This window comes from Nostoc sp. (genome assembly GCF_036917935.1).
In the GTDB taxonomy this organism is placed as follows: Bacteria; Cyanobacteriota; Cyanobacteriia; order Cyanobacteriales; family Nostocaceae; genus Nostoc.
Genome location: NZ_JBALEL010000027.1, coordinates 61,283 through 81,852, shown reverse-complemented (window position 1 = coordinate 81,852; position 20,570 = coordinate 61,283). Strand labels below are relative to the sequence as shown.

Annotated in this window: 19 protein-coding genes and 3 tRNA genes; 12 read left to right on the top strand and 10 right to left on the bottom strand. The window is 42.3% G+C overall.

Going from position 1 to position 20,570, the window contains the following annotated elements; genetic code table 11:
- Window positions 1–177: 177 nt before the first annotated feature.
- Complete coding sequence (locus V7K62_RS11595) at window positions 178–1,911, top strand: ABC transporter permease (protein ID WP_334864066.1); 1,734 nt, start codon at window positions 178–180, stop codon at window positions 1,909–1,911.
- 25 nt (window positions 1,912–1,936) lie between these two features.
- Window positions 1,937–3,322: an ABC transporter ATP-binding protein gene (locus V7K62_RS11590; protein ID WP_334864065.1), complete on the top strand. Its 1,386-nt coding sequence runs from the start codon at window positions 1,937–1,939 to the stop codon at window positions 3,320–3,322.
- Between the two features lie 277 nt (window positions 3,323–3,599).
- Here V7K62_RS11590 and V7K62_RS11585 read toward each other — a convergent pair whose 3' ends face one another.
- Window positions 3,600–5,585, bottom strand: coding sequence for a zinc metalloprotease HtpX (locus V7K62_RS11585; protein ID WP_334864064.1), 1,986 nt, complete (start codon window positions 5,583–5,585; stop codon window positions 3,600–3,602).
- A gap of 408 nt (window positions 5,586–5,993) precedes the next feature.
- Between V7K62_RS11585 and V7K62_RS11580 the strand changes: the two genes are divergently transcribed.
- Window positions 5,994–7,301, top strand: coding sequence for a glutamate-5-semialdehyde dehydrogenase (locus V7K62_RS11580; protein ID WP_334864063.1), 1,308 nt, complete (start codon window positions 5,994–5,996; stop codon window positions 7,299–7,301).
- Between the two features lie 354 nt (window positions 7,302–7,655).
- Here the strand turns inward: V7K62_RS11580 and V7K62_RS11575 are convergent, their stop codons facing one another.
- From V7K62_RS11575 to V7K62_RS11565, 3 genes are read right to left on the bottom strand one after another with little or no spacing between them, the layout of a single operon-like run.
- Entirely contained in the window at window positions 7,656–7,991 is a 336-nt protein-coding gene (locus V7K62_RS11575) for a XisI protein (RefSeq protein WP_334864062.1), read from the bottom strand.
- On the bottom strand, window positions 7,979–8,395 hold the full coding sequence (locus V7K62_RS11570; RefSeq protein ID WP_292808931.1) for an element excision factor XisH family protein: 417 nt from the start codon (window positions 8,393–8,395) through the stop codon (window positions 7,979–7,981). Before V7K62_RS11570 ends, V7K62_RS11575 begins: the two co-directional genes overlap by 13 nt.
- A gap of 19 nt (window positions 8,396–8,414) precedes the next feature.
- On the bottom strand, window positions 8,415–9,830 hold the full coding sequence (locus V7K62_RS11565; RefSeq protein ID WP_334864061.1) for an isochorismate synthase: 1,416 nt from the start codon (window positions 9,828–9,830) through the stop codon (window positions 8,415–8,417).
- 311 nt (window positions 9,831–10,141) lie between these two features.
- On the opposite strand from V7K62_RS11565, the gene menA reads away from it, so the two are divergent.
- From menA to V7K62_RS11550, 3 genes are read left to right on the top strand one after another with little or no spacing between them, the layout of a single operon-like run.
- Complete coding sequence (menA, locus tag V7K62_RS11560; RefSeq protein ID WP_334864060.1) at window positions 10,142–11,038, top strand: 2-carboxy-1,4-naphthoquinone phytyltransferase; 897 nt, start codon at window positions 10,142–10,144, stop codon at window positions 11,036–11,038.
- 13 nt (window positions 11,039–11,051) lie between these two features.
- The gene (locus V7K62_RS11555; protein ID WP_334864059.1) at window positions 11,052–12,020 is read left to right on the top strand and encodes an o-succinylbenzoate synthase; all 969 of its coding nucleotides are present in this window, start codon (window positions 11,052–11,054) and stop codon (window positions 12,018–12,020) included.
- On the top strand, window positions 12,005–13,390 hold the full coding sequence (locus V7K62_RS11550) for a 2-succinylbenzoate--CoA ligase (protein WP_334864058.1): 1,386 nt from the start codon (window positions 12,005–12,007) through the stop codon (window positions 13,388–13,390). The genes V7K62_RS11555 and V7K62_RS11550 overlap by 16 nt, the downstream gene beginning before the upstream one ends.
- On the opposite strand, the gene V7K62_RS11545 is transcribed toward V7K62_RS11550, so the two are convergent.
- From V7K62_RS11545 to V7K62_RS11530, 4 genes are all read right to left on the bottom strand, one after another.
- The gene (locus tag V7K62_RS11545; protein ID WP_334864057.1) at window positions 13,383–13,829 is read right to left on the bottom strand and encodes an acyl-CoA thioesterase; all 447 of its coding nucleotides are present in this window, start codon (window positions 13,827–13,829) and stop codon (window positions 13,383–13,385) included. The genes V7K62_RS11550 and V7K62_RS11545 overlap by 8 nt on opposite strands.
- A gap of 35 nt (window positions 13,830–13,864) precedes the next feature.
- Window positions 13,865–14,323 (bottom strand): type II toxin-antitoxin system VapC family toxin, encoded by a 459-nt coding sequence (locus V7K62_RS11540; RefSeq protein WP_334864056.1) that lies wholly within the window; start codon window positions 14,321–14,323, stop codon window positions 13,865–13,867.
- Entirely contained in the window at window positions 14,320–14,586 is a 267-nt protein-coding gene (locus V7K62_RS11535) for a FitA-like ribbon-helix-helix domain-containing protein (protein WP_334864055.1), read from the bottom strand. Before V7K62_RS11535 ends, V7K62_RS11540 begins: the two co-directional genes overlap by 4 nt.
- Before the next feature lie 158 nt (window positions 14,587–14,744).
- Window positions 14,745–15,185, bottom strand: coding sequence for a helix-turn-helix domain-containing protein (locus tag V7K62_RS11530; protein WP_334864054.1), 441 nt, complete (start codon window positions 15,183–15,185; stop codon window positions 14,745–14,747).
- Window positions 15,186–15,658: 473 nt separating this feature from the next.
- Here V7K62_RS11530 and V7K62_RS11525 point away from each other — a divergent pair, with 473 nt between their 5' ends.
- Both V7K62_RS11525 and V7K62_RS11520 read left to right on the top strand, forming a co-directional pair.
- Window positions 15,659–16,084 (top strand): hypothetical protein, encoded by a 426-nt coding sequence (locus V7K62_RS11525; RefSeq protein ID WP_334864053.1) that lies wholly within the window; start codon window positions 15,659–15,661, stop codon window positions 16,082–16,084.
- A gap of 102 nt (window positions 16,085–16,186) precedes the next feature.
- A complete protein-coding gene (locus V7K62_RS11520) occupies window positions 16,187–16,369 on the top strand; it encodes a hypothetical protein (RefSeq protein WP_334864127.1) in 183 nt (60 codons plus the stop codon).
- A gap of 191 nt (window positions 16,370–16,560) precedes the next feature.
- Here the strand turns inward: V7K62_RS11520 and V7K62_RS11515 are convergent.
- Together V7K62_RS11515 and V7K62_RS11510 are read right to left on the bottom strand one after the other, a co-directional pair.
- Window positions 16,561–16,645, bottom strand: a tRNA-Ser gene (locus V7K62_RS11515).
- A 100-nt stretch (window positions 16,646–16,745) separates the two neighbouring features.
- Window positions 16,746–17,675, bottom strand: coding sequence for a TIGR04168 family protein (locus V7K62_RS11510; protein ID WP_334864052.1), 930 nt, complete (start codon window positions 17,673–17,675; stop codon window positions 16,746–16,748).
- Between the two features lie 149 nt (window positions 17,676–17,824).
- Between V7K62_RS11510 and nadA the strand changes: the two genes are divergently transcribed.
- The 4 genes from nadA (at window position 17,825) to V7K62_RS11490 (ending at window position 20,559) form a co-directional block, all read left to right on the top strand.
- Entirely contained in the window at window positions 17,825–18,799 is a 975-nt protein-coding gene (nadA, locus tag V7K62_RS11505; RefSeq protein WP_334864051.1) for a quinolinate synthase NadA, read from the top strand.
- A 123-nt stretch (window positions 18,800–18,922) separates the two neighbouring features.
- Window positions 18,923–19,008: transfer RNA gene (locus tag V7K62_RS11500), tRNA-Tyr, on the top strand.
- Window positions 19,009–19,095: 87 nt separating this feature from the next.
- Window positions 19,096–19,167, top strand: a tRNA-Thr gene (locus V7K62_RS11495).
- A gap of 225 nt (window positions 19,168–19,392) precedes the next feature.
- Entirely contained in the window at window positions 19,393–20,559 is a 1,167-nt protein-coding gene (locus V7K62_RS11490; RefSeq protein ID WP_334864050.1) for a tyrosine-type recombinase/integrase, read from the top strand.
- Window positions 20,560–20,570 lie beyond the last annotated feature (11 nt).

Genomic DNA, 20,570 nt, shown 5'->3' with positions numbered 1-20,570 from the left:
ATCTTTTCGACCTACTGATTGTTACTCGCACGCTTACCAACACGGAAAGATACCACTTTCAAGGATTTTATGATGGTAATCTGACCAGAGGCTATCTAGATCATTTCCCGTTGTATACGGAGGGCAGTAATGTATTATTAGCTCAAAAAGGTATGCCAGCCCTGTAATTATCGTTAAATGCTCAAGCAAACTTTTCCTTCCCCGGAAGCACTTCGACGGTTCCCTTTTGGTCTGGCTGATATTGCTCTCATTCTTGCTACATTGGTGCTGCTGGCGCTGATTGCGCGTGTTGGTGCTGGAACATTGGTGAGCTTTGTACCACCAGATGTAGTACCGGGTATCAGCCTCGACCCGCGTAATCTACCGTATTACGCTGGGCGCTCAACCCTGCGAATGTTTATTGCCCTGTTTTACTCAACCCTGTTCACCTTAATTTATGGTTACGTTGCCGCCAAAAGCCGCCGCGCTGAAAGAGTTTTGATCCCACTGCTCGATATCTTGCAGTCGGTTCCGGTACTAGGCTTTTTATCGATCACGGTTACAGGTTTCATTGCCCTGTTTCCCGGAAGCCTATTAGGACTGGAAGCAGCATCGATTTTTGCGATTTTCACCAGCCAGGTCTGGAATATGACCTTTTCGTTCTACCACTCACTGAGAACACTGCCACCGGAACTAGATGAGGCAGTAAGGCTCTATCGGTTGTCAGGATGGCAGCGGTTCACCAAACTGGAATTGCCTACGGCGATGATTGGGCTGCTTTGGAATGCAATGATGAGTTTTGGGGGCGGCTGGTTTTTTGTAGCTGCGAGTGAAGCTATCAGCGTGCTGAAGCAGGACTACACACTACCAGGAATTGGCTCTTATGTAGCCGCCGCCGTTGCAGCTCAGAATTTACCTGCCTTGGGTTGGGCGCTATTGACGATCGCTGTGGTAATTGTCTTGGTAAATCAACTATTTTGGCGACCGTTAATCGCCTGGGCAGATAAGTTCCGGTTGGAACAAAGTGCAGCAACACTAGCACCCGAATCCTGGGTCTACGATCTGCTTTTAGCAGCCCGAATTCCTCGTCTGCTAGGGCGGGCGTTAGCTCCTTTAGGTGAAGCTCTCAACCGCATTCTCTCATTGCTAACGCCACCGCGAACTCCCTCTGCTGTGCAGACTGGTGGGCAGGAAATGGGCAATCGCCTCTACAACTTGATCCTGCTGGCTGTAATTGGTGGGCTGTTGGTTGTCGGGTTACACTTCATTTTCACAACTGTGGGACTGGGTGAAGTTTTCAAAACCTTTGGACTGGGATTACTCACTCTACTACGTGTACTGGTATTGCTGGTATTTTCAACTTTAGTTTGGACTCCTATTGGAGTAGCAATTGGGTTTAATCCCCGACTGGCAAGTTTGTTGCAGCCCTTGGTGCAATTCCTGGCCTCGTTTCCAGCAAACTTTATCTTTCCCTTCGCTACGCTCTTTTTTATCCGTTCCCATATCAGCATTGATTGGGGTAGTATTCTGTTGATGTCCTTGGGCGCACAGTGGTACATCCTCTTCAACTCCATTGCTGGAGCGATGAGTATCCCAACGGATTTGCGCGAGATGGCAACCAGCCTCGGTTTGCGTGGTTGGCGGCTATGGCGCAAGTTAATCATTCCCGGCATCTTCTCCGCCTGGGTAACAGGTGGCGTCACTGCCACCGGTGGCGCATGGAACGCCAGCATTGTCTCTGAGGTTGTCGCTTGGGGTCAAACTACCCTGACTGCCAGCGGATTGGGAGCATATATTGCTCACGCAACAGGAGCAGGTGACTGGCCTCGCATTACACTGGGGATTGGAATGATGAGCCTATTCGTTGTTGGGCTTAATAGGGTTTTTTGGCGACGACTATATGAGCTAGCGGAAACCAAGTACCATCTCTAAACCATCGCTCGCTAGAGGAGCAAGCATGACATCTACGCAAGTTACAAATAACGTCCTAATCGCTGTCGAACAGGTCAATAAAAGCTTTCCCCTGCCAGAAGGCAAAGGGGAATTTAAGGTTCTCCGCAACATCAATCTGACGGTAGGTGCAGGTGAAGTAGTAGCGTTGCTGGGGCGCAGTGGGAGTGGCAAAAGTACGTTACTGCGGATTATGGCAGGCTTAATTCCACCAAGTGAAGGCAGGGTGATCAGCAATGGTAAACACCTGCAAGGTGCTAACCCTGGTGTAGCAATGGTATTTCAAAGCTTTGCACTGCTGCCCTGGCTGACAGTACAGGAAAATGTCGAGTTAGGGCTAGACGCCCAGGGTGTTGGTCGGAATGAGCGACGACAACGAGGGCTTAAAGCCATTGACTTGGTGGGCTTGGATGGTTTTGAGAGTGCCTATCCCAAAGAGTTGTCTGGGGGAATGAGGCAGCGGGTTGGCTTTGCCAGGGCATTTGTGCTGGAGCCGCAAGTACTATTTATGGATGAGCCATTCAGCGCATTAGATGTGTTGACGGCTGAGAACCTGCGGGGTGAAATTGATGATTTATGGAATGCTGGCACATTTCCGTCCAAAAGTATTTTGATTGTCACCCACAACATCGAAGAAGCGCTGTTTCTGGCAGATCGGGTAATTATCTTGGGATCAAATCCGGGGCATATTCGCGGTGAGGTGGTGATTGATTTGCCACGGCCTCATGACCGTACCAGTATCCGCTTCAAATCGCTGATCGACTATATCTATACGGTGATGACTAACCCAGAAGTGGAAGTGACTGGGGCAGTTGCAGCAGCCACATCAGTTATAGAAGTATCGCGATCGCCTGGGGCAATCCAAGAATCGCCTTATGCAAAACTCCTGCCTCATGTCAGAGTCGGCGGTATTAGCGGTCTGCTGGAGTTAATTGTAGATCAACCAGAGGGCAAAGATGATATTCCCCGTTTAGCAGAACGAATCCGGCTAACCGTGGATGATCTCCTACCGATGCTTGATGCAACAGTGATGCTGGGCTTTGCTGAGGTTGCACAAGGGGATGTCTTCCTTACCGAGATTGGGCAAGATTTCGCAACCACAACTATTCTCCGCAGTAAAGACCTGTTCCGGCAGCAAGTGTTGTCTAATGTGCCAATTGTAGTCAGCATGGTGCAGACATTGCGGGAAAAACGGAATCGGTCAATGCGAGCGGATTTCTTTATCGATTTACTTAATGAATACTATCCCCATGAAGAAGCCGAGCGGCAATTTGCCACAGCCGTAGATTGGGGGCGTTATGCCGAACTATTTGAGTATGACGCTAGTGAAGATAGACTGTACCTGCCAGAGCTAGCAGCAACGCAAAGTAGTAAATCTGAGTCGATGGAATGAACAGCCAAAGCAGGGGGTTTTTAGCAGACTGACAAAAATTTTCCCTAAATTCGTTGTACAAACAGTACAAATGCTGGCTAATCATAACTTAAATGTTGGCAAAACTAGCGATCGCCTGATAAATTCCCCAGTCATCGTAAAACCTACCACTCCAAAATCTAAAATCCAAAATGATATGAGTTGCATTAAAAAAAAAGGAGGCAGTTACTAACTACCTCCTGACAAATTAAAGCTTGGATGGACTGAGAAATGCTTTGACAGCAGGTTAGAAACTCAGCTATCTGCTGCTCAAAAACATAGTCAAGACCACTCCCAGGATAATCGATCCACTGCCAAGGATGAATGACCAGAAGCGATGGTAACTGTTGACAATGGTGCCATTTTCACTCTGGAGTTGAATCAGATCCATCCAAGGTGCAACACCGCGACGAAACCAACCCACCGCCCCAACTTGTTCACCAATCAAGCTTTGGACTCGCTTCATCCCAAACAGGAAATTGCCGATGGGGCCAAAGCGTGAGGCGTAATGCAGATAAAGCATCCCGCTACGATCCTGAATTTTTAAATCGGAACCAAACTTATAACCAGCGTCGCCACGACCAATGAGTTGACCTTCAAGTTTTGCAGGTTGTCCACGTAAGGGACTGGCGTAAGGGTCTGACATCAGGGTGAGAATATCGGTTTCTGCTGCTTGCTTGTAGTCGGGGAACATCGCCAAGGCTTTGACCAGAATTCCGATTCCTAAGCCAATTAGTGGCGCACCCAATACTAAACCTGTGTTTGGGGAACTTGACCACAGAATCACACCCATTACCAAGCCAATGAAGAAACCAATTGTTTCAGCGCCGTACAGCACAACATCTAAAAAGAAATTGCCGTAAAGCCGACTTTTATTAAGACTTTTACCTTCTCCAATAACTCGCCCCATATCAAACTCAGTCGGTAAACCCAATTGTTCGGCATAGTTGCTTAACGCACGAACTCGTTTACCTGTCAATGGGTGAGTTGAATTTAATTCCATCCACCAGCCCCAAGGGTTAAACATATCCCACAGAAAGACGCGACCAATTTTTTGCGGATCGGATGCAATGCGGTAGGCGGTTCCTGTGGAAGCGGCGGCTTTATGGTCATAGATACCCAAGGCGCGAGTTCCTTCAATTAGACGGCTGGGTTCTTGTGTCCGCGAACCTTCTTCTAATATCCCATAAGCAATCTTCACCAAAGCGCGGGATAATGCATTGGGATTACCTGTACTTTCGGCTGCAAAGTGGTCAGCAAAGTATTCCCTGGTGCGGGAGAGGTACAGCAGTAGATAAGTACCGAAGACATAAAACACGTAGGCAACTAGGGCAGCAGTTTGCATCGCATCTTTGATTTTGCTATCGCCACCACGCCCAAATCTTCTGGCTGTGCTGTAAATCAGGTAACAAATTTGCACTAAGGTAGAAGCTACTGTCATCACTGCAAAGTCCCAATGGACTATGTGACCTAATTCGTGGGCGTAGACGGTAGCAATTTCATCGTCATCCAGGTATGTAAAAAGTCCCTGACTGACGACTAAACGGGCGCTATTCGGCAATGAGCCATAAGTAAAAGCCGTAGGGTTTTGGTCGTTAATGATTCCCAAACGAGGCATTTTCAGCTTTTTCTGCTCACAGATTTGGCGAATAACTTTAGCTGTCTCTGGAGTGAGGGTTTCAACTTCTGCCAACTCTACCCAGCGAGTTTGGTAAAGCCAGCCTTGAGTTAAATCCATAATGAATGGAGATATGAAAAAGGCGGCGATATTAAAAACTAGGGTAATACCAATAGCGATCGCTAACCCTTGGAGTGGATCGTCGCTACCCACAATAAATACTAAGCTCAAACCTAAAGCCAACACCATACCAAACAGCAAGGTCATGGTGACACCAGAAGCTAACGCCAAACTACCACCCACACCCCCCATTGCTAATTTCATCCCAGTGGTAGCGGCGCGACCAGCTTTTTGGCTAGCGTTAGTTGGCGTTTGACGGAAGGATTGACTAGCTTGTTCTGCCCAACTGCGAGCCTGTGGGTTTTCACTGATGATTAACTTTTGACAGAGAATCTTGGCTTTTTCGATTTCGCCTGTGGCTTGATAGGCTTTCATCAGCCACATCTGTGCTGAAAGATAATCTGAGGAATCGTGTTCAAGACAATTGCGGCAGAATTGTTCGAGTAATTCAACCGCTTCTTGATAACGTTTTTCTTTTAAGGCATCTAATGCCGATTGCAATGACATAGGATCTCCCTACTAAAGGAGTGGTATTTGATCTATCAATACTCAATAGCTCCAGCGATCGTCACTGCAATTTCGTAAAAATTTAATTAATGACAGTATAAAATATCTACTTAAGTAAAAGACTAGAGAAATATATATTACTATATCTCTCTAGCCTGGGGAACGCATAAATCATGTTTAAGATTTTCAAATAAAACCTGTAATAATACTTAATATATTTTTAATGCTGTAAACTTAGTACCTCTTTGCCCGTGTTTGATATTTAGAGAATAAATGTTTTAAACCCAGTCTTGCTTCACCCGATCAGAGTAATTATTGATTACCCAAATGGTTCACCCGATTGGAGGAAGACGATTGATGAACATAACCTGAGATTGATAAGATGAAGAAAAGGTAAAGATTTGTGCTATGACTATTCTTGACATTGCTTCTCCCCTAATTACGATCGCCGGACAAACCCGCCAAGCTGCAAGTAAACTAGCGATTCTCTCCACTGAGGCAAAAAATCAGGCACTTGTTGCGATCGCGCAAGCTTTAGAATCAGCTAGAGATGAAATTTTACAAGCAAATGTTGCTGATTGTAAAGCTGCTAGTGCCGAAGGAATTCCCCAACCACTTTATAAGCGCTTGCAGTTAGATGAACATAAATTAAGAGATGCGATCGCTGGGGTACGAGATGTTGGTAAGCTAGCTGATCCTATCGGTAAAGTACAGATTCACCGCGAACTTGATACTGGTTTGATTCTCAAGCGGATTACTTGTCCTTTAGGGGTTTTGGGGATTATTTTTGAAGCCCGGCCAGAGGCGGCGATTCAAATTGTTTCCTTAGCGATAAAATCGGGAAATGGTGTCATCCTCAAAGGTGGAAAGGAAGCGGTACGTTCTTGTGAAGCAATAGTTAAGGCAATTAAGCAGGGATTATCTCAAACTGCTGTTAACCCAGATGCGGTACAGTTACTCACAACTAGAGAAGAAACTTTAGAACTTTTGAAATTAGATAAATATGTAGATTTAATTATTCCTAGAGGTTCTAATTCTTTTGTCCGGTTTGTACAGGAAAATACTCGCATTCCGGTGCTAGGTCATGCTGATGGGATTTGTCATCTTTATATAGATAAAGCTGCCGATATTTATAAAGCAGTTCCGATTACCGTTGATGCTAAAGCGCAATATCCTGCTGTTTGTAATGCAATTGAAACTTTGCTAGTTCACTCGTCGATTGCTACAGAATTTTTACCAAAAGTTGCTGAGGCTTTGCAAGAACGCCATGTAGAATTAAGAGGCGATAAACGCACCTTGAAAATTTTACCTAACATTGCAACTGCAACAGAGATAGACTGGGAAACAGAATACAGCGATTTTATTTTGTCCATTAAGATTGTAGACTCTATAGAAGATGCGATCGCTCATATTAACGAATATGGTTCTCGTCATACTGATGCGATTATTACTGAAGATTCAGCATCTGTGGAAACTTTCTTTGGACTGGTAAATTCAGCCAATATATTCCACAATTGTTCTACCCGATTTGCTGATGGTTTCCGCTATGGTTTCGGCGCAGAAGTAGGGATTAGTACGCAACAAATGCCTCCTCGCGGCCCCGTTGGTTTAGAAGGATTGGTGACATACAAATATCAAATGACTGGCGATGGTCATATCGTTGCTACTTACACTGGGGTAAATGCTAAAGCTTTTACTCATCATGATTTAGTGTAAAATATCCTCAAAATTATATGCTCTAGTAATGCTAGAAATACACCGATTTATCCGGTGTATTTTTTATGTTATAGCGGTTCTCGGTTCAGTGAGGTACAATAACCCCACCCCCAACCCCCTCCCCGCAAGCGATGAGGGGGCTATGATGTACCTCATCTGGTTAGGAAACGCTATAACAGTTTATCTGAGTTGTCAAAAGTTTTAATTAGGCCATGCCATCGGTGATCATTTAAGAAAAACTAATGTTTTAAGTAAAGCCTAAAGTTTTAAGCTGCACCTCAGCAAACTCCTTGTTAGGATCGGAACCGGCCACGATACCAGCATACAATCTCGCGCGATCGCTAGATTTAAAATTTATGTAACAGCAAAATCAGTATACTTTCTTACTTCGGTAGGTTGAAAGGCTAGAACGATACGATCTTTAGGAATGCCAACACTGACGAATTCGTTAGCAATACCATCTTCGGTACCATCTCTTTGAATCCAAATTTTATCGTTGATAATATCAATGTGGATAAGGCATCCATGTACCCGTTGTTTGTTTTCCCAGCCAAGTGTAAGTAGCAGATAATGGTTTGCATTTTCGTCAATAATTAGCTGTCTTTCTAATTCTCCATGAGCGTAGGGAAGTTGGGCATATTCGGCTAATATTTTTTCAATTATTTTGCGATAATTATCTAAGGTATCCATTCTAGAATCACCTCAAGTTCTGAATCGAAAACTAGTAAACAAAGACGCTGATTTTCTATTAATATCTTACCAATTGGTTCTTGGAACAATTCTGAGTATGTTTGTTGACGAATAGCAAGATACAAGCGGCGGTCTGGTTCTAAGCGACTGAGAATATCGTAGTATAAAATATATTGTCCCAGAGCCTTTTCTAAATCGGTTACTGGAGAAGCACCGATAAAGCTTTTAACTTCTACTGCTATTTTATGTCCGCTTTTCTCTGCTGCTATTAGCTTTTGGGCACCTAAATCAATATATAAATCTCTTGCACCCCATCTTAAGATAAATGGATCGTTGGTAATATGCCAACTCTCTTTTTCAAGGGCGTTTCTAACAGAATTGTGATAAATATCTTTAGCTGGCATACAAGATTAGTAATTAACTTTAAACTAATGCTTTGAGTAACGCCTGAAGTTTAAGTTGCACCTCTGCAAACTCTTTGTCAGGATCAGATCCCGCAACGATACCAGCACCAGCATACAATCTCGCGCGATCGCCATCAATTAATGCTGAACGAATTCCCACAATAAACTCGCAGTTTCCCTGAGAATCTATCCAACCCAGAGGCGCAGCATATAAACCTCTCTCAAAGCTTTCATAACGACGAATTTCGGCACAAGCAACATCTCGTGCTGCACCAGCGACGGCTGGCGTAGGATGCAATTGTCCGACAATCTTTAATGGGTGGATGTTAGCAGGAACTCTAGCACTTATTGGTGTCCATAAATGCTGGATGTTAGATAATTGTCGCAAGCGTGGTGCTAATATTTGAGGTAATAAACCTAGCTGGCATAAGCGTTGTGTAATGAAATCAATTACCAGCAAATGTTCGTGCTTTTCTTTTTCACTATTTAGTAAGCGATTGGCATTGGCTGCATCTTCAGCAGGGGTTTTACCTCGTGGTGCAGAACCAGCTAAAGCATCCGTAATTAACTGTTGATTGTTAATACTAATTAATCGTTCTGGACTTGCACCAATAAAGTTTTGTCCTTTGCCATTACTTGTAGAAAAAATATAACAATTAGGATGAATTTGCCTAAGATTATTTAATGATTTAACTAAGTCAAAGTTGTTAGTTGATTTTACATCTAAGATATCTGCTAATACAATTTTGCTTAAGTGACTAGAACGAATTTTTTCCAATACAGATACTACTGAACTTTTAAAATGAGCAGCATTCGTGACAGATTTTTTATATAAGGTTGTAGGGAAATAATCAATATTAGCAGAGTAATTTTCTAAAGATTGGATAAATTCAATTTTATTTTGCACATTCTCCAACAATCTTTCAATATTTACATTTGCATTGATAATTATATTTGTTACTAATATACAACGCTGATTTTTTACAGCTACTTGCCAACGTGGAAGAAAGATGGTAGCAGATGGAAATGGATAATCTACTTGGGCATTTTTATCAAAAAAGCTGAAATAACAAAAAAAGTGAGGACCAGAAAAAGGTTGATTAGCGTTACCAAAATTAATTATATTTGTTAGACAAGATTTGATAAAATATTCTGCTTGACTAAAACGGTCTGCGCCATCAATCTGTAATTTTGCTACCGCATCAATTGCCGCGATCGCTTCTGCTTTACCTCTGTTCTCAAAGTAAAAATTTATTTCATTTGCTTGTGTAAGTTTATCTAATACAAGTAAAGGATCAACTAAATCGATCTCTTGAGAGACACTGACAATTTGCTTGCCATTATTTTGGAGGCACTTTTCTTGGACTGATAACAGAAATTGATATAAATCTTTGCGCTCTACAAACAAGTTGCTACGACATGGTGAAACTGTCATGGATTTAACGATAGTAAATTTTTTTTAAGTTAACTTCCTAAAGTGTAATTAACCGTGGTCGTATTTCTACAGGTAACATATTAAGTTGTCATTTTACCAGCGTAGGATTTGCCTTGATCGTGGTGTTCCTAGACCCTGACAAGCCAGTTCCAGCCTTGGACTGCGACGTGAGGGTGGAGTATTAACAAGACAAGGTTAACCACCCACAGTAAAAGTGGCAGTTATTTTTAGCTCATGAATATCTAGCGTCTCTTTAAATCATAAAATCTCAAGTGTGAGTAATATTCCGGCAATTTAATCAATCACAACTGATGACTACCAAGCAGATTTTACGTCCCAACACTAAGTTATGGATGGCAGCGATTAAACCGCCAATGTACAGCGTTGCCATTATGCCCATTTGGGTAGGAACAGCAGTAGCATTTGCCGAAACTAAAATTTTCAACGGTGTAGTATTTTCTACTTTTGTAACTGCGGCAATCTTAATTCTTGCCTGGGAAAATATCACTAATGATGTCTTTGATTCCGAAACAGGTATTGATCAAAATAAGCACCATTCTTTGGTGAACTTAACAGGCAATAAGCCATTAATATTTTGGATAGGAAATTTGTGTTTAAGTTTGGGGTTGCTGGGCATAGTAGCGATCGCCTTTTGGCAACAAGACCTAACTGTTATCGGTATAATTTTACTGTGCTGCGGTCTAGGCTATATGTACCAAGGACCTCCCTTTCGCTTAGGATATCAGGGTTTAGGCGAGATTCTTTGCTTTTTTGCCTTCGGCCCTTTAGCAGTGGAGGCAGCCTACTACAGCCAAACCCAAACTTGGTCAATAACGAGTTTAGCAGCTTCAGTGATTGTTGGGATTGCCACAACCTTAATTTTATTTTGCTCACACTTTCACCAAGTTAAAGATGACATAGCGGCAGGGAAGCGATCGCCTATCGTCCGTCTAGGAACCCAAAAAGGCGCTCAACTCCTCGTTTGGTTCACTGCTAGCATTTATCCCCTCACCTTGCTGTTTGTGCTGTGGGGAATTTCTCCAGCTTGGACATTGCTGAGTTGGGTAAGTTTACCCTTTGCCTTTAAATTATGCCGCCACGTCCAAGAAAATCACAACCAGCCGGACAAAGTTAGTAACTGTAAATTCATCGCCGTAGCCGTGCATTTCTGGGCTTGCTTGTTGTTTGGATTGGGATTTATGATTTAGTAATTACTAATTGATGCGTTATCAATTTAAATTTCGTCCTTATCAGCGAAGATTTGTGCGATCGCTTACCACAAATCATGGTAATTGGGATATTCGTGAGGGCATTATCCTCCGTCTCACCGATGAATCAGGTAAAGTCGGCTGGGGAGAAATCGCCCCCATTAGCTGGTTTGGTTCCGAAACCCTAGAACAAGCGTTAGATTTTTGTCGCCAACTTCCACGAGAAATCACAGACGAGATGATTTTTTCCATCCCAGATGAGTTACCTGCTTGTCAATTTGGCTTTGAGTCAGCGCCAGAGTGGAGAAGTGAATTCTTTTCAATGCCCCATACCCAATCTTTCAGTGCCTTACTACCATCTGGGGAAGCGGCTTTAAATCAATGGGAAACGTTGTGGCAGCAGGGATATCGCACGTTTAAATGGAAAATTGGTGTGTATGCGATCGCTGATGAACTAAAAATTTTTGAGTCACTGATACACAGCTTACCAGCCTCTACCAAACTGCGATTAGATGCCAACGGTGGACTCAGCTATGAAGAAGCTAACTTATGGCTGTGGACTTGCGACAATTTCAAAGCAAATCCAGAACTAGCCCTAGAAATTGAATTTATCGAACAACCGCTACCTGTTGAGCAATTTCAGGGGATGTTGGAATTGAGTAGGAGTTATGAAACTGCGATCGCTTTAGATGAATCTGTCGCCACACTTAGGCAACTCGCCGCCTGTCATCAACAAGGTTGGCGAGGGATTTTTGTGATCAAGCCTGGGATAGTCGGATCACCATCTCGTCTGAGAAAGTTTTGCCACCAGCATCAAATTGATACTGTATTTTCATCAGTATTTGAAACTGCGATCGCTAGACTTGCAGCACTCCAACTAGCAGCCGAATTATCCCGAAACAACAGAGCAATTGGTTTTGGCATCGACCATTTTTTTGAACAAGAAGATACGTGGCTTCAAAGTTTATGGAACGACCTTTAGACTGTCTTAATAACCTAGCTCAAAATGATTGGCTTATCGGTTACAACAGCCATCAAATTAATCAAATAGCTCAAGAATTGTATTTAGAACTAACACAGTTATCGGCGTGTGGAACACCACCAAAAATTATCTTAGCCGAACGCGAACCAGTACGGTTTCTAGCAAGTTTTATTGCCGCTTGTGCAGCTAATTGTCCAGTCTTTCTTTGTAACCCCGACTGGGGAACACAAGAATGGCAACAAGTCTTTGATTTAGTAAAACCAGATATTATTTGGGGAGAACTTCCCTACACTCCCACTCCCCCACTCCCCCACTCCCCACTCCCTACTCCCTACTCCCCACTCATAATGATTTCCACAGGTGGTTCATCGGGACAAATTAAATTTGCCATCCACACTTGGGAAACTCTCACAGCATCTGTACAAGGATTTATAGAATACTTTCAACTAAAGCGAGTTAATTCCTTTTGTGTATTGCCGCTACATCACGTTAGCGGTTTAATGCAATTTATGCGCTCTTTCACCACAGGAGGTAAACTGGCTATTCTACCATTTAAAGCAGTAGAAACAGGACAATTATTGAATCTTAAACAATCAGAATTTTTCGTATCTTTAGTACCAACGCAGTTACAACGACTCCTAGAAAATCCAGAATTAACTGAATGGTTATCTCAATTTAATACTGTACTTTTGGGAGGTGCGCCAGCGTGGAACGAACTACTAGAAAAAGCCAGATTTCATCGCATTCGGTTAGCACTTACCTATGGCATGACAGAAACCGCCTCTCAAATTGCTACCCTAAAACCAGATGATTTTCTGAGCGGTAAAATTAGCAGTGGTCAAATTCTTCCCCATGCAAAAGTAACTATTCGCAATCAGCAAGGCGAGATTTTAAATTCCAATCAAATAGGAAATATCAACATTCATGCTCAATCTTTAGCCCTTGGCTACTATCCTAAAACTATAAAAAATCAAGCGGATTTCCAAGTAGATGATTTAGGTTTTTTAGACGCTCAAGGTCATTTAAATATTATCGGACGTAACAGCGACAAAATTATTACAGGTGGAGAAAATATTTACCCAGCAGAGATTGAATCAGCTATACAAGCAACTCAAATGGTTGCCGATATTTGTGTCATCGGCATTCCCGATAAACACTGGGGACAAGTATTAACAGCAATTTACATTCCCAAAAAATCAGATACCTCTGCCTTAAAAATCCAAACCCTACTCAAAGACAAACTCAGTAAATTTAAAATTCCAAAATATTGGATTCCCCAGCAAAACTTACCCCGTAACTCCCAAGGTAAAATTAACCGTCAACAGTTACAGCAAATAGCCACAGAATTCCTCCAAAATCCCATCACATAATCTCTCTCGACTTTCTTCTCTTTGCGCCCTCCGCGTCTGGGCGGTTCGTTTCCAACCATTGGACTATCTCTTCAGGTAATTCCTGCTTACTTCTACTACTTGCATCAATACAAACATGGCGAGTAATAGCCTTAGCAACTATCACCTCAACCACTGTAATTTCGTAACTAATTTCAAACTTATCAACACCTATTTTTTCAGGTATTAAACTAATTAGCAACTTGTCCCCTACAAACACAGGGCGCAAAAAATCGACACTAGTATGAACAATAGGAAACGCCACAGATGGATTAGTAAAAAAATCTTTGAGATTAATACTTGATGTTTCTAAAGATTCTTCATAAGCTTCATGACAAATACCCAAAATATTAGCAAAATAAACTACCCCAGCAGCATCAGTATCTTGAAAGCGAACCGTGCGGTTATAAGTAAAAGGCATTTTTGACAATTGAATTACGAATTACGAATTAGTAATTATGTTGACTCCAACGCCGGAACCTCGAAGTCATTAAACGAGGAAACATTGTAAGACGAAGCGGCTAAAGCTTTCACCAGCTTACCGTCGAGAGTCAGCAAAGTAGCACTTACCTGCTGTGAAAGTGCAACATAAGAGCCATCGTAGGCGGAGATTCCATAATTTAATGCGATCGCAACTGCATCCGCCATCAAGTCAGCTGTGGAGACAACACGCAAAGGGAAAGCTTTGAGACTAGCTAAATTCCCTTGAATCAGAGAAACATTGTAACTACCTGCACGAGCATACTTCCATAAAACGTTTGCACACTCAATATAAAATAAGTCAGGTACAAAGATTTCTGTCTGGGGATAGGCAAGGTGAGCAAACAGTTGATTAACCTTGGCTGTTAGCGGATCAGGAATAAATTGCTTAATGGACACACTGGCATCCACGACGCACCTAAGAGGAATTGTCATCTGTCCCGATCTTCTCTAATCATGGCAGTGCTGTCAGGCCATTCGATATCAGTTGGTAGCTGTTCACGGCGAAGACGAATTTCCTCTAGAAGTTTTGGGACATTTTTTCGCTTTTCGTCTTCCGTTTGCTGCGCTTCAGTCTTCAAAGCTTCTTCTAACAGAGTTATAACTTGGGCGTTAATTGAACGGTGCTGAGATGCCGCTAACTCTTGCAGTTTTGCATACAAATCATCGGGTAAATTTCTTACATAAAGGGTAGCCATCACTTTACCTCAAAGTAGAATTGATTATTATGCTAGCACGATGCAAGCATAAGGGGGGAGCGATCGCACGACGCAATGAAAGATCAGTTTTATATCGAAGCAATACTCATAAAATTGGTTTTGACAAAATTATATATATGTGCATCACAGTAGAATACCTAAGACTCAATTGTTTCAGTCTCAGCTTCTATTTCTGAACCAACTGATGTTTTTGTAGAATTTCCTGCAATAGCTTTACGGATTTCGTCTAGCTCTTCTTTAGGAACCCAATCACTAACAGGTGTAACTCTATACTCATCTGTGCGCCCTGTACGCTTAGTTTGGGTAACAAAATTAGCCTTGATTAGGACTTTGATACCCTGTTGAGCCTTGCGTGTACTCATTTTGCAAATCTCTGCTGTTTTTCGGAGACTTGCAAAGCAAACACCTTCAGGTTTGCCTCCAGTTCTGCGAACTATATGAGCGTACAGTCGAAACTCATAAGGGTCTAATCCATACTCATCAAGGAAATTATGGACAAAAGCCACCGAAGAGGGGAGAGAGTTCTCAGCAGCAGGTGATTTAGATTGTTTGGATGAAAGCCCTTCTTTCGTTGACATACTACAATACTGCACCTGGACATAACTAGACGTAAGCTACCCATGCATGAGAAGGATATAGCTCTGTTATATATTATAGTTATTATTTATTGTAATTTTTAAAGGTATTAACTTGCACCCCAGTCAAAAAATAAAAAAGTTGTCATAACACCTGTTGTTAGACTATTCATGACAATATAGTTTATTTGTACTAATCAAAAATTTGTCTTATCCCAGGCACCATTTTCCAGACTTGTATAGTATTATGGGTAAAGTAGGTTGTCTGATCTATTACCTTAGAAAAGAAGCCTTAAAAAAAAATAACCCGGACTACCTGAGCTAGGACACCAGATTCTCTCAGATGTCAAAGCTCTTAGGGTCGCCGAGCTAGTTAATTTATTTCTATATTCTTAGTTTATCATAATCTGAGAATTTGGTGTGTTGGCTGGGTACGACGGGTTCAGTTATCCAATTAAATAATTGAAAAAAACAAAATGCCAAGTATCCACCAGTTTGACGAAGCTGATCGCGGTTTAAACCAAGAAAACTCACACTTTTTTGCTACTGAGGAACCTGTAGAAGAAGAGATAGTTTATCGAGAACATAACGACAGCAGTCTAGTTCTAAGATTCGATTTAGACAGTGAAGACTTGCAGCTTGCTAACAGACTGAAATCGAGCGAAGAAACGCAAATCGAGTACCCAGAACAAAGCAACAATAATAGATTACCAATACTTAAACAAAATTGGTTAGAGCAATGGATGAAGCCGATTCTCCCATTCTTAAAACCAGGAGGTAAAACTGTTGCCTTGATTTTGGCACTGGGTATTGTTTCCATTCCACTTCTGATGATAAGCGGTAGTGTCTGGGTAGCTACCATCCTTGCCGTCGGATGTACAACTGTTGCTATTTTTAAATAGTTCTATCCCATTAACCACCCTGTAAACTTTAGCTTAGGGTGGTTTTTTTTAACAAACAAGGCATTTTTTTAGTCTGATTTGTGATAATGTGCTGGCGATTGCATGACCCGACAACCACACGACCAATTTGCTAAACAATATTTAGAAGAGTTACTTTCCCCTTCTGGAAAGGTAGAAGTAAATCCGGATGTGACAGATGAAGTTCGCCAAGTAGATATCTTGTTTTCTCCTACACCTTGTGGCAACTTACTGAAAAAGGTCAAAAATGCGGTCGAGTTTATTTAGTTACCAATGCTAATGGTAATTGGAGTAGGAATCAAATTAAGTGGAGTGAAGAAGTCATTAATCTTCTGCAAAAATAACCCCCTTGGTTGACTGCTTAAAGCAATCGCCAGATCAAGTTTTGGTAATATCACAGGCAATAAATATTTTGCCTGTGATTTTTACCAGCAACTAGCAGATATTTAGTTATTCAACGGAGAGGGGGAGATTCGAACTCCCGGAGGTTTTAGCCTCATCCGATTTCAAGTCGGACGCAATCGACCACTCTGCCACCTCTCCAGTAAATCTGTCAAACTGGTGTATACCCTACTTTCAGACGCTATTCAGGCGCTTTTGTTGGTTAGCACTAAACTTGACAGATAATACTATACCCTATTATCTACGCAGATTGCACTACTGGATTTGATCGCTCATACAAAATTTCCTCCTTAGCCACCTGGAAGTCATTCCCCACCCAAGTTAGGGAAACTTGCGAAACCACACCCGCCTCTAGGGAGACAATGGAAAAATTACGCAACTTCTCGCCACCATCTTCCACAATCCTGGGGACACTAGCCGCATTCAAGTAAATTGTTCCCTCTGGACTTCTAAAGACAGGTTTGCGCTGCACCTTCTTGGTATGGCGTAAATCTCGGTGCATGTGACCAAATGTCACCAGGGGAATGGTTTTACCAGCAGTCAAGGCTTGAGAAATCGCCTCGCCAAAATCTGGATCGCCAAAGTCGCCGCCAATTGGGTGCCAGTCTTTGCCGCAGGGGTCTTCGGGGCGATCGCCTAACCCACTAGGCCCATTGTGACCCAAAAATATAATCGTCTCGTAAGCGGCACTTTTCACCGCTTTCACGATGCGATCGGCAGATTCTTCCAAACTCGTCACACCGTAACGTTCTTTACAGATTTCCGCGAATTTCCACTCTGGGCCACCCCAGGTAAAGGGACGACCCCCCACTACAGTTAAATTCCAAGCGGGAAAATCCAACTTACCGTAACCGACATGGGACGCGCCTAATAAATCGAGTTGTTCCTGTACCCAGTCTTCCTTAGAGCGGTCATAAGGAGCCTTTTTACGTCCCCATTCGGTGGCGGTGTACCAAGCATCGTGGTTGCCCATTACGGCTGCTTTGGGAATATCGAGAGAGGCGATCGCTCTCACCACTTCCACCGATTCATTGCCAAAATCCCCGACAAACAGCGCTAAGTCAACACCCAGATGCTTGAGTGCAATACCATCTTCCACTTCCCATTGGTCGTGAACATCTCCAATTACAGCAACTTTGAGGTTTATCGATTGAGTTTTCTGACTGGTCATGCCACTTTCCTTGCCGTCTATCTCCAGGATATGAAACTCAGCCCGATTTGGACACAACCCCAAAATATCAACCGTCCACTATTTTTGGTAAAAACTACTATAATTGATTCCACAGGACATAAATTTGCAACTTAAAGCACCCCATAACTGTGTTTACCACTGCACTAGCTCAACGAGAAAAAACCCAACTGGGTGAACTACCACTAGATTTGTTTGCCGCCATTGAGAGTCTCAAAAAAGACCTCAACGCAGTTATCCTGGCACATTATTATCAAGAGCCAGATATTCAGGATATTGCCGACTTTATTGGGGATTCATTACAACTGGCGAAAGCCGCCGAAAAAACCAATGCGGATGTGATCGTCTTTGCTGGTGTTCACTTCATGGCAGAAACAGCAAAGATACTTAATCCCGATAAATTAGTGCTTTTACCAGATTTGAATGCTGGTTGTTCTTTAGCAGACAGTTGTCCACCAGAAGCGTTTGCAGCTTTTAAAGCAGCGCATCCCGATCATCTAGTGGTGTCTTACATCAACTGCTCTGCTGATATTAAGGCGATGAGCGATATTATTTGTACTAGTTCCAACGCTGTCAAAATTGTCCAGCAGATACCAAAGGAACAGCCGATTATTTTTGCCCCAGATCGGAATTTGGGTCGGTATGTCATGGAACAGACTGGACGAGATTTGGTGCTATGGCAAGGTAGCTGTGTTGTCCATGAAACCTTTTCGGAAAAGAAAATTGTCCAGTTAAAAATTGCCCATCCAGAAGCAGAGGCGATCGCACACCCAGAATGTGAAAGTAGTGTATTGCGCCACGCCAGCTTTATTGGCTCCACAGCCGCTTTACTCAAGTATTGTCAAAATAGCCCCACTAAACAATTTATCGTTGCTACGGAGCCGGGAATCATTCACCAAATGCAAAAACTAGCTCCTGACAAGCACTTCATCCCTGCCCCGCCGATGAATAACTGTGCTTGTAACGAATGTCCGTTTATGCGGTTAAACACCCTAGAAAAGCTCTACTGGGCAATGAAAAATCGTACTCCCGAAATTACCATGTCAGAGGATATTCGTCTGGCTGCACTGCGACCAATGCAACGAATGCTTGAAATGAGCCTGTAACTAGTATTTTTTATACGTATGGTAGAGACGCAACTAAACTACGTCTCTACCCATAAGTTATTTTTTCTAAACACTTGCTATTTATAAAACATGGTGCTAATATCATTAATCGTGAGACAAATCGGGTCGGTGTCCGAGTGGTTAATGGAGACGGACTGTAAATCCGTTGGCTAGCGCCTACGCTGGTTCAAATCCAGCCCGGCCCACCACTTACGAAGTTATAGGTTATAATGGCTGGGTAAAGAGCAAAGCTCCCAGCATTGTAACTTACAACTGAAAAATCAAAGTTATATTTTGCCCGTGTGGCTCAGTGGTAGAGCACACCCTTGGTAAGGGTGAGGTCACGAGTTCAATCCTCGTCACGGGCTTTTTAAAATGATAAAATAATCTACGTAAAATCAAGGGTTTCAGCCTTATTAAGAGATTTAGATGTTCAAAAGCTAAGTCTCTTACCTCCACTGGTGGCTATTCTGACTATGATTTTGACTATGATTTGGCTATCAGGACAGAATTTTGGGTATCAGCTTGTTTTTTGGCTATGATTTGGCTATGATTTTGTAGAGTATATTATCTTCATAGCTAAAATTTCGAGCATGAACACTACACAGAAAGCCTCTAAGGGATCAGTAGGCGTTGAATATTTCCAAGAGAGATTACGCCTGAGACTACCAAGGCAAGTATGTGCTAGTAACAAAAGGTATATATCGCTGAATTTAGCTGATACACCAGAAAATCGTCAGCTAGCAGAAGAGAAAGCACATCAGATAGAGTTAGACATTGCATCTGGTAGCTTCGATGAAACACTAGTTAAATACAAGCCACAGAGACATTTATCTATAGTTACTCCTGGCGAACAACAGAAGGTATTAACAATTTCAGACCTATGGGATAGGTACATTGATTACAAACGTCAATCTCTAAAACCTAGAACACTGGATAAATTGGCTGTATTAGAAAAACATATTAAACGCTGTCCATATCAAGATTTGGATGAGGGTATAAAAATCAGACTTGCATTGTTGCAACAAACAACTAACTCACAAGCTAAAGATGTACTCATGTATCTTTCAGCAGCTTGTAAATGGGGAATGAAACATGGTTTAGTAACTTTCAATCCTTTTCAAGGGATGTACAATGAGCTTCCCAAGCATAAGTGGCAGGATAATTCACAACCTAACGCCTTCAGTGAAGAAGAGAAGGAAAAAATAATTCAGGCTTTTAAAAATCACAAACCATCTAAAGGTATAGGCTACAGTCATTACTCATCATTTGTGGAGTTTTTGTTTTTAACAGGATGCCGACCATCAGAAGCTATCGGTTTGCAATGGAAGCATATTACGCCTGATTGTTCTCAAATTACTTTTGAAGGCGCATTAGTTCAAGTAGGAAATGGTGAAAGGGTAAGGGTTAATGGCTCTAAGAACAATAAAAAGCGTGTTTTTAACTGTAACCAACGACTACAAGAATTAATTTTAAAAATCAAACCAGAACATCTTGAGCCGGAATCTTTAATGTTTCCATCACCAGAAGGAGTATCAATACATTACAGAAACTTTTCACGTCGAGCTTGGGATAAAATTGTAGACCCATTAGTAGAACGTCAAACCACACCATATTCGTGTCGTGATACTTTCATATCTGAGCAAATTGCCAAAGGTGTTCCTACTGCCGTAGTTGCAAAATGGTGTGATAATTCGGTAGATGTTATAGAACAAAAATATCTTTATACTAAACTTTTAGAGCAACTTAAACCGCTTTAGTATATTCAATG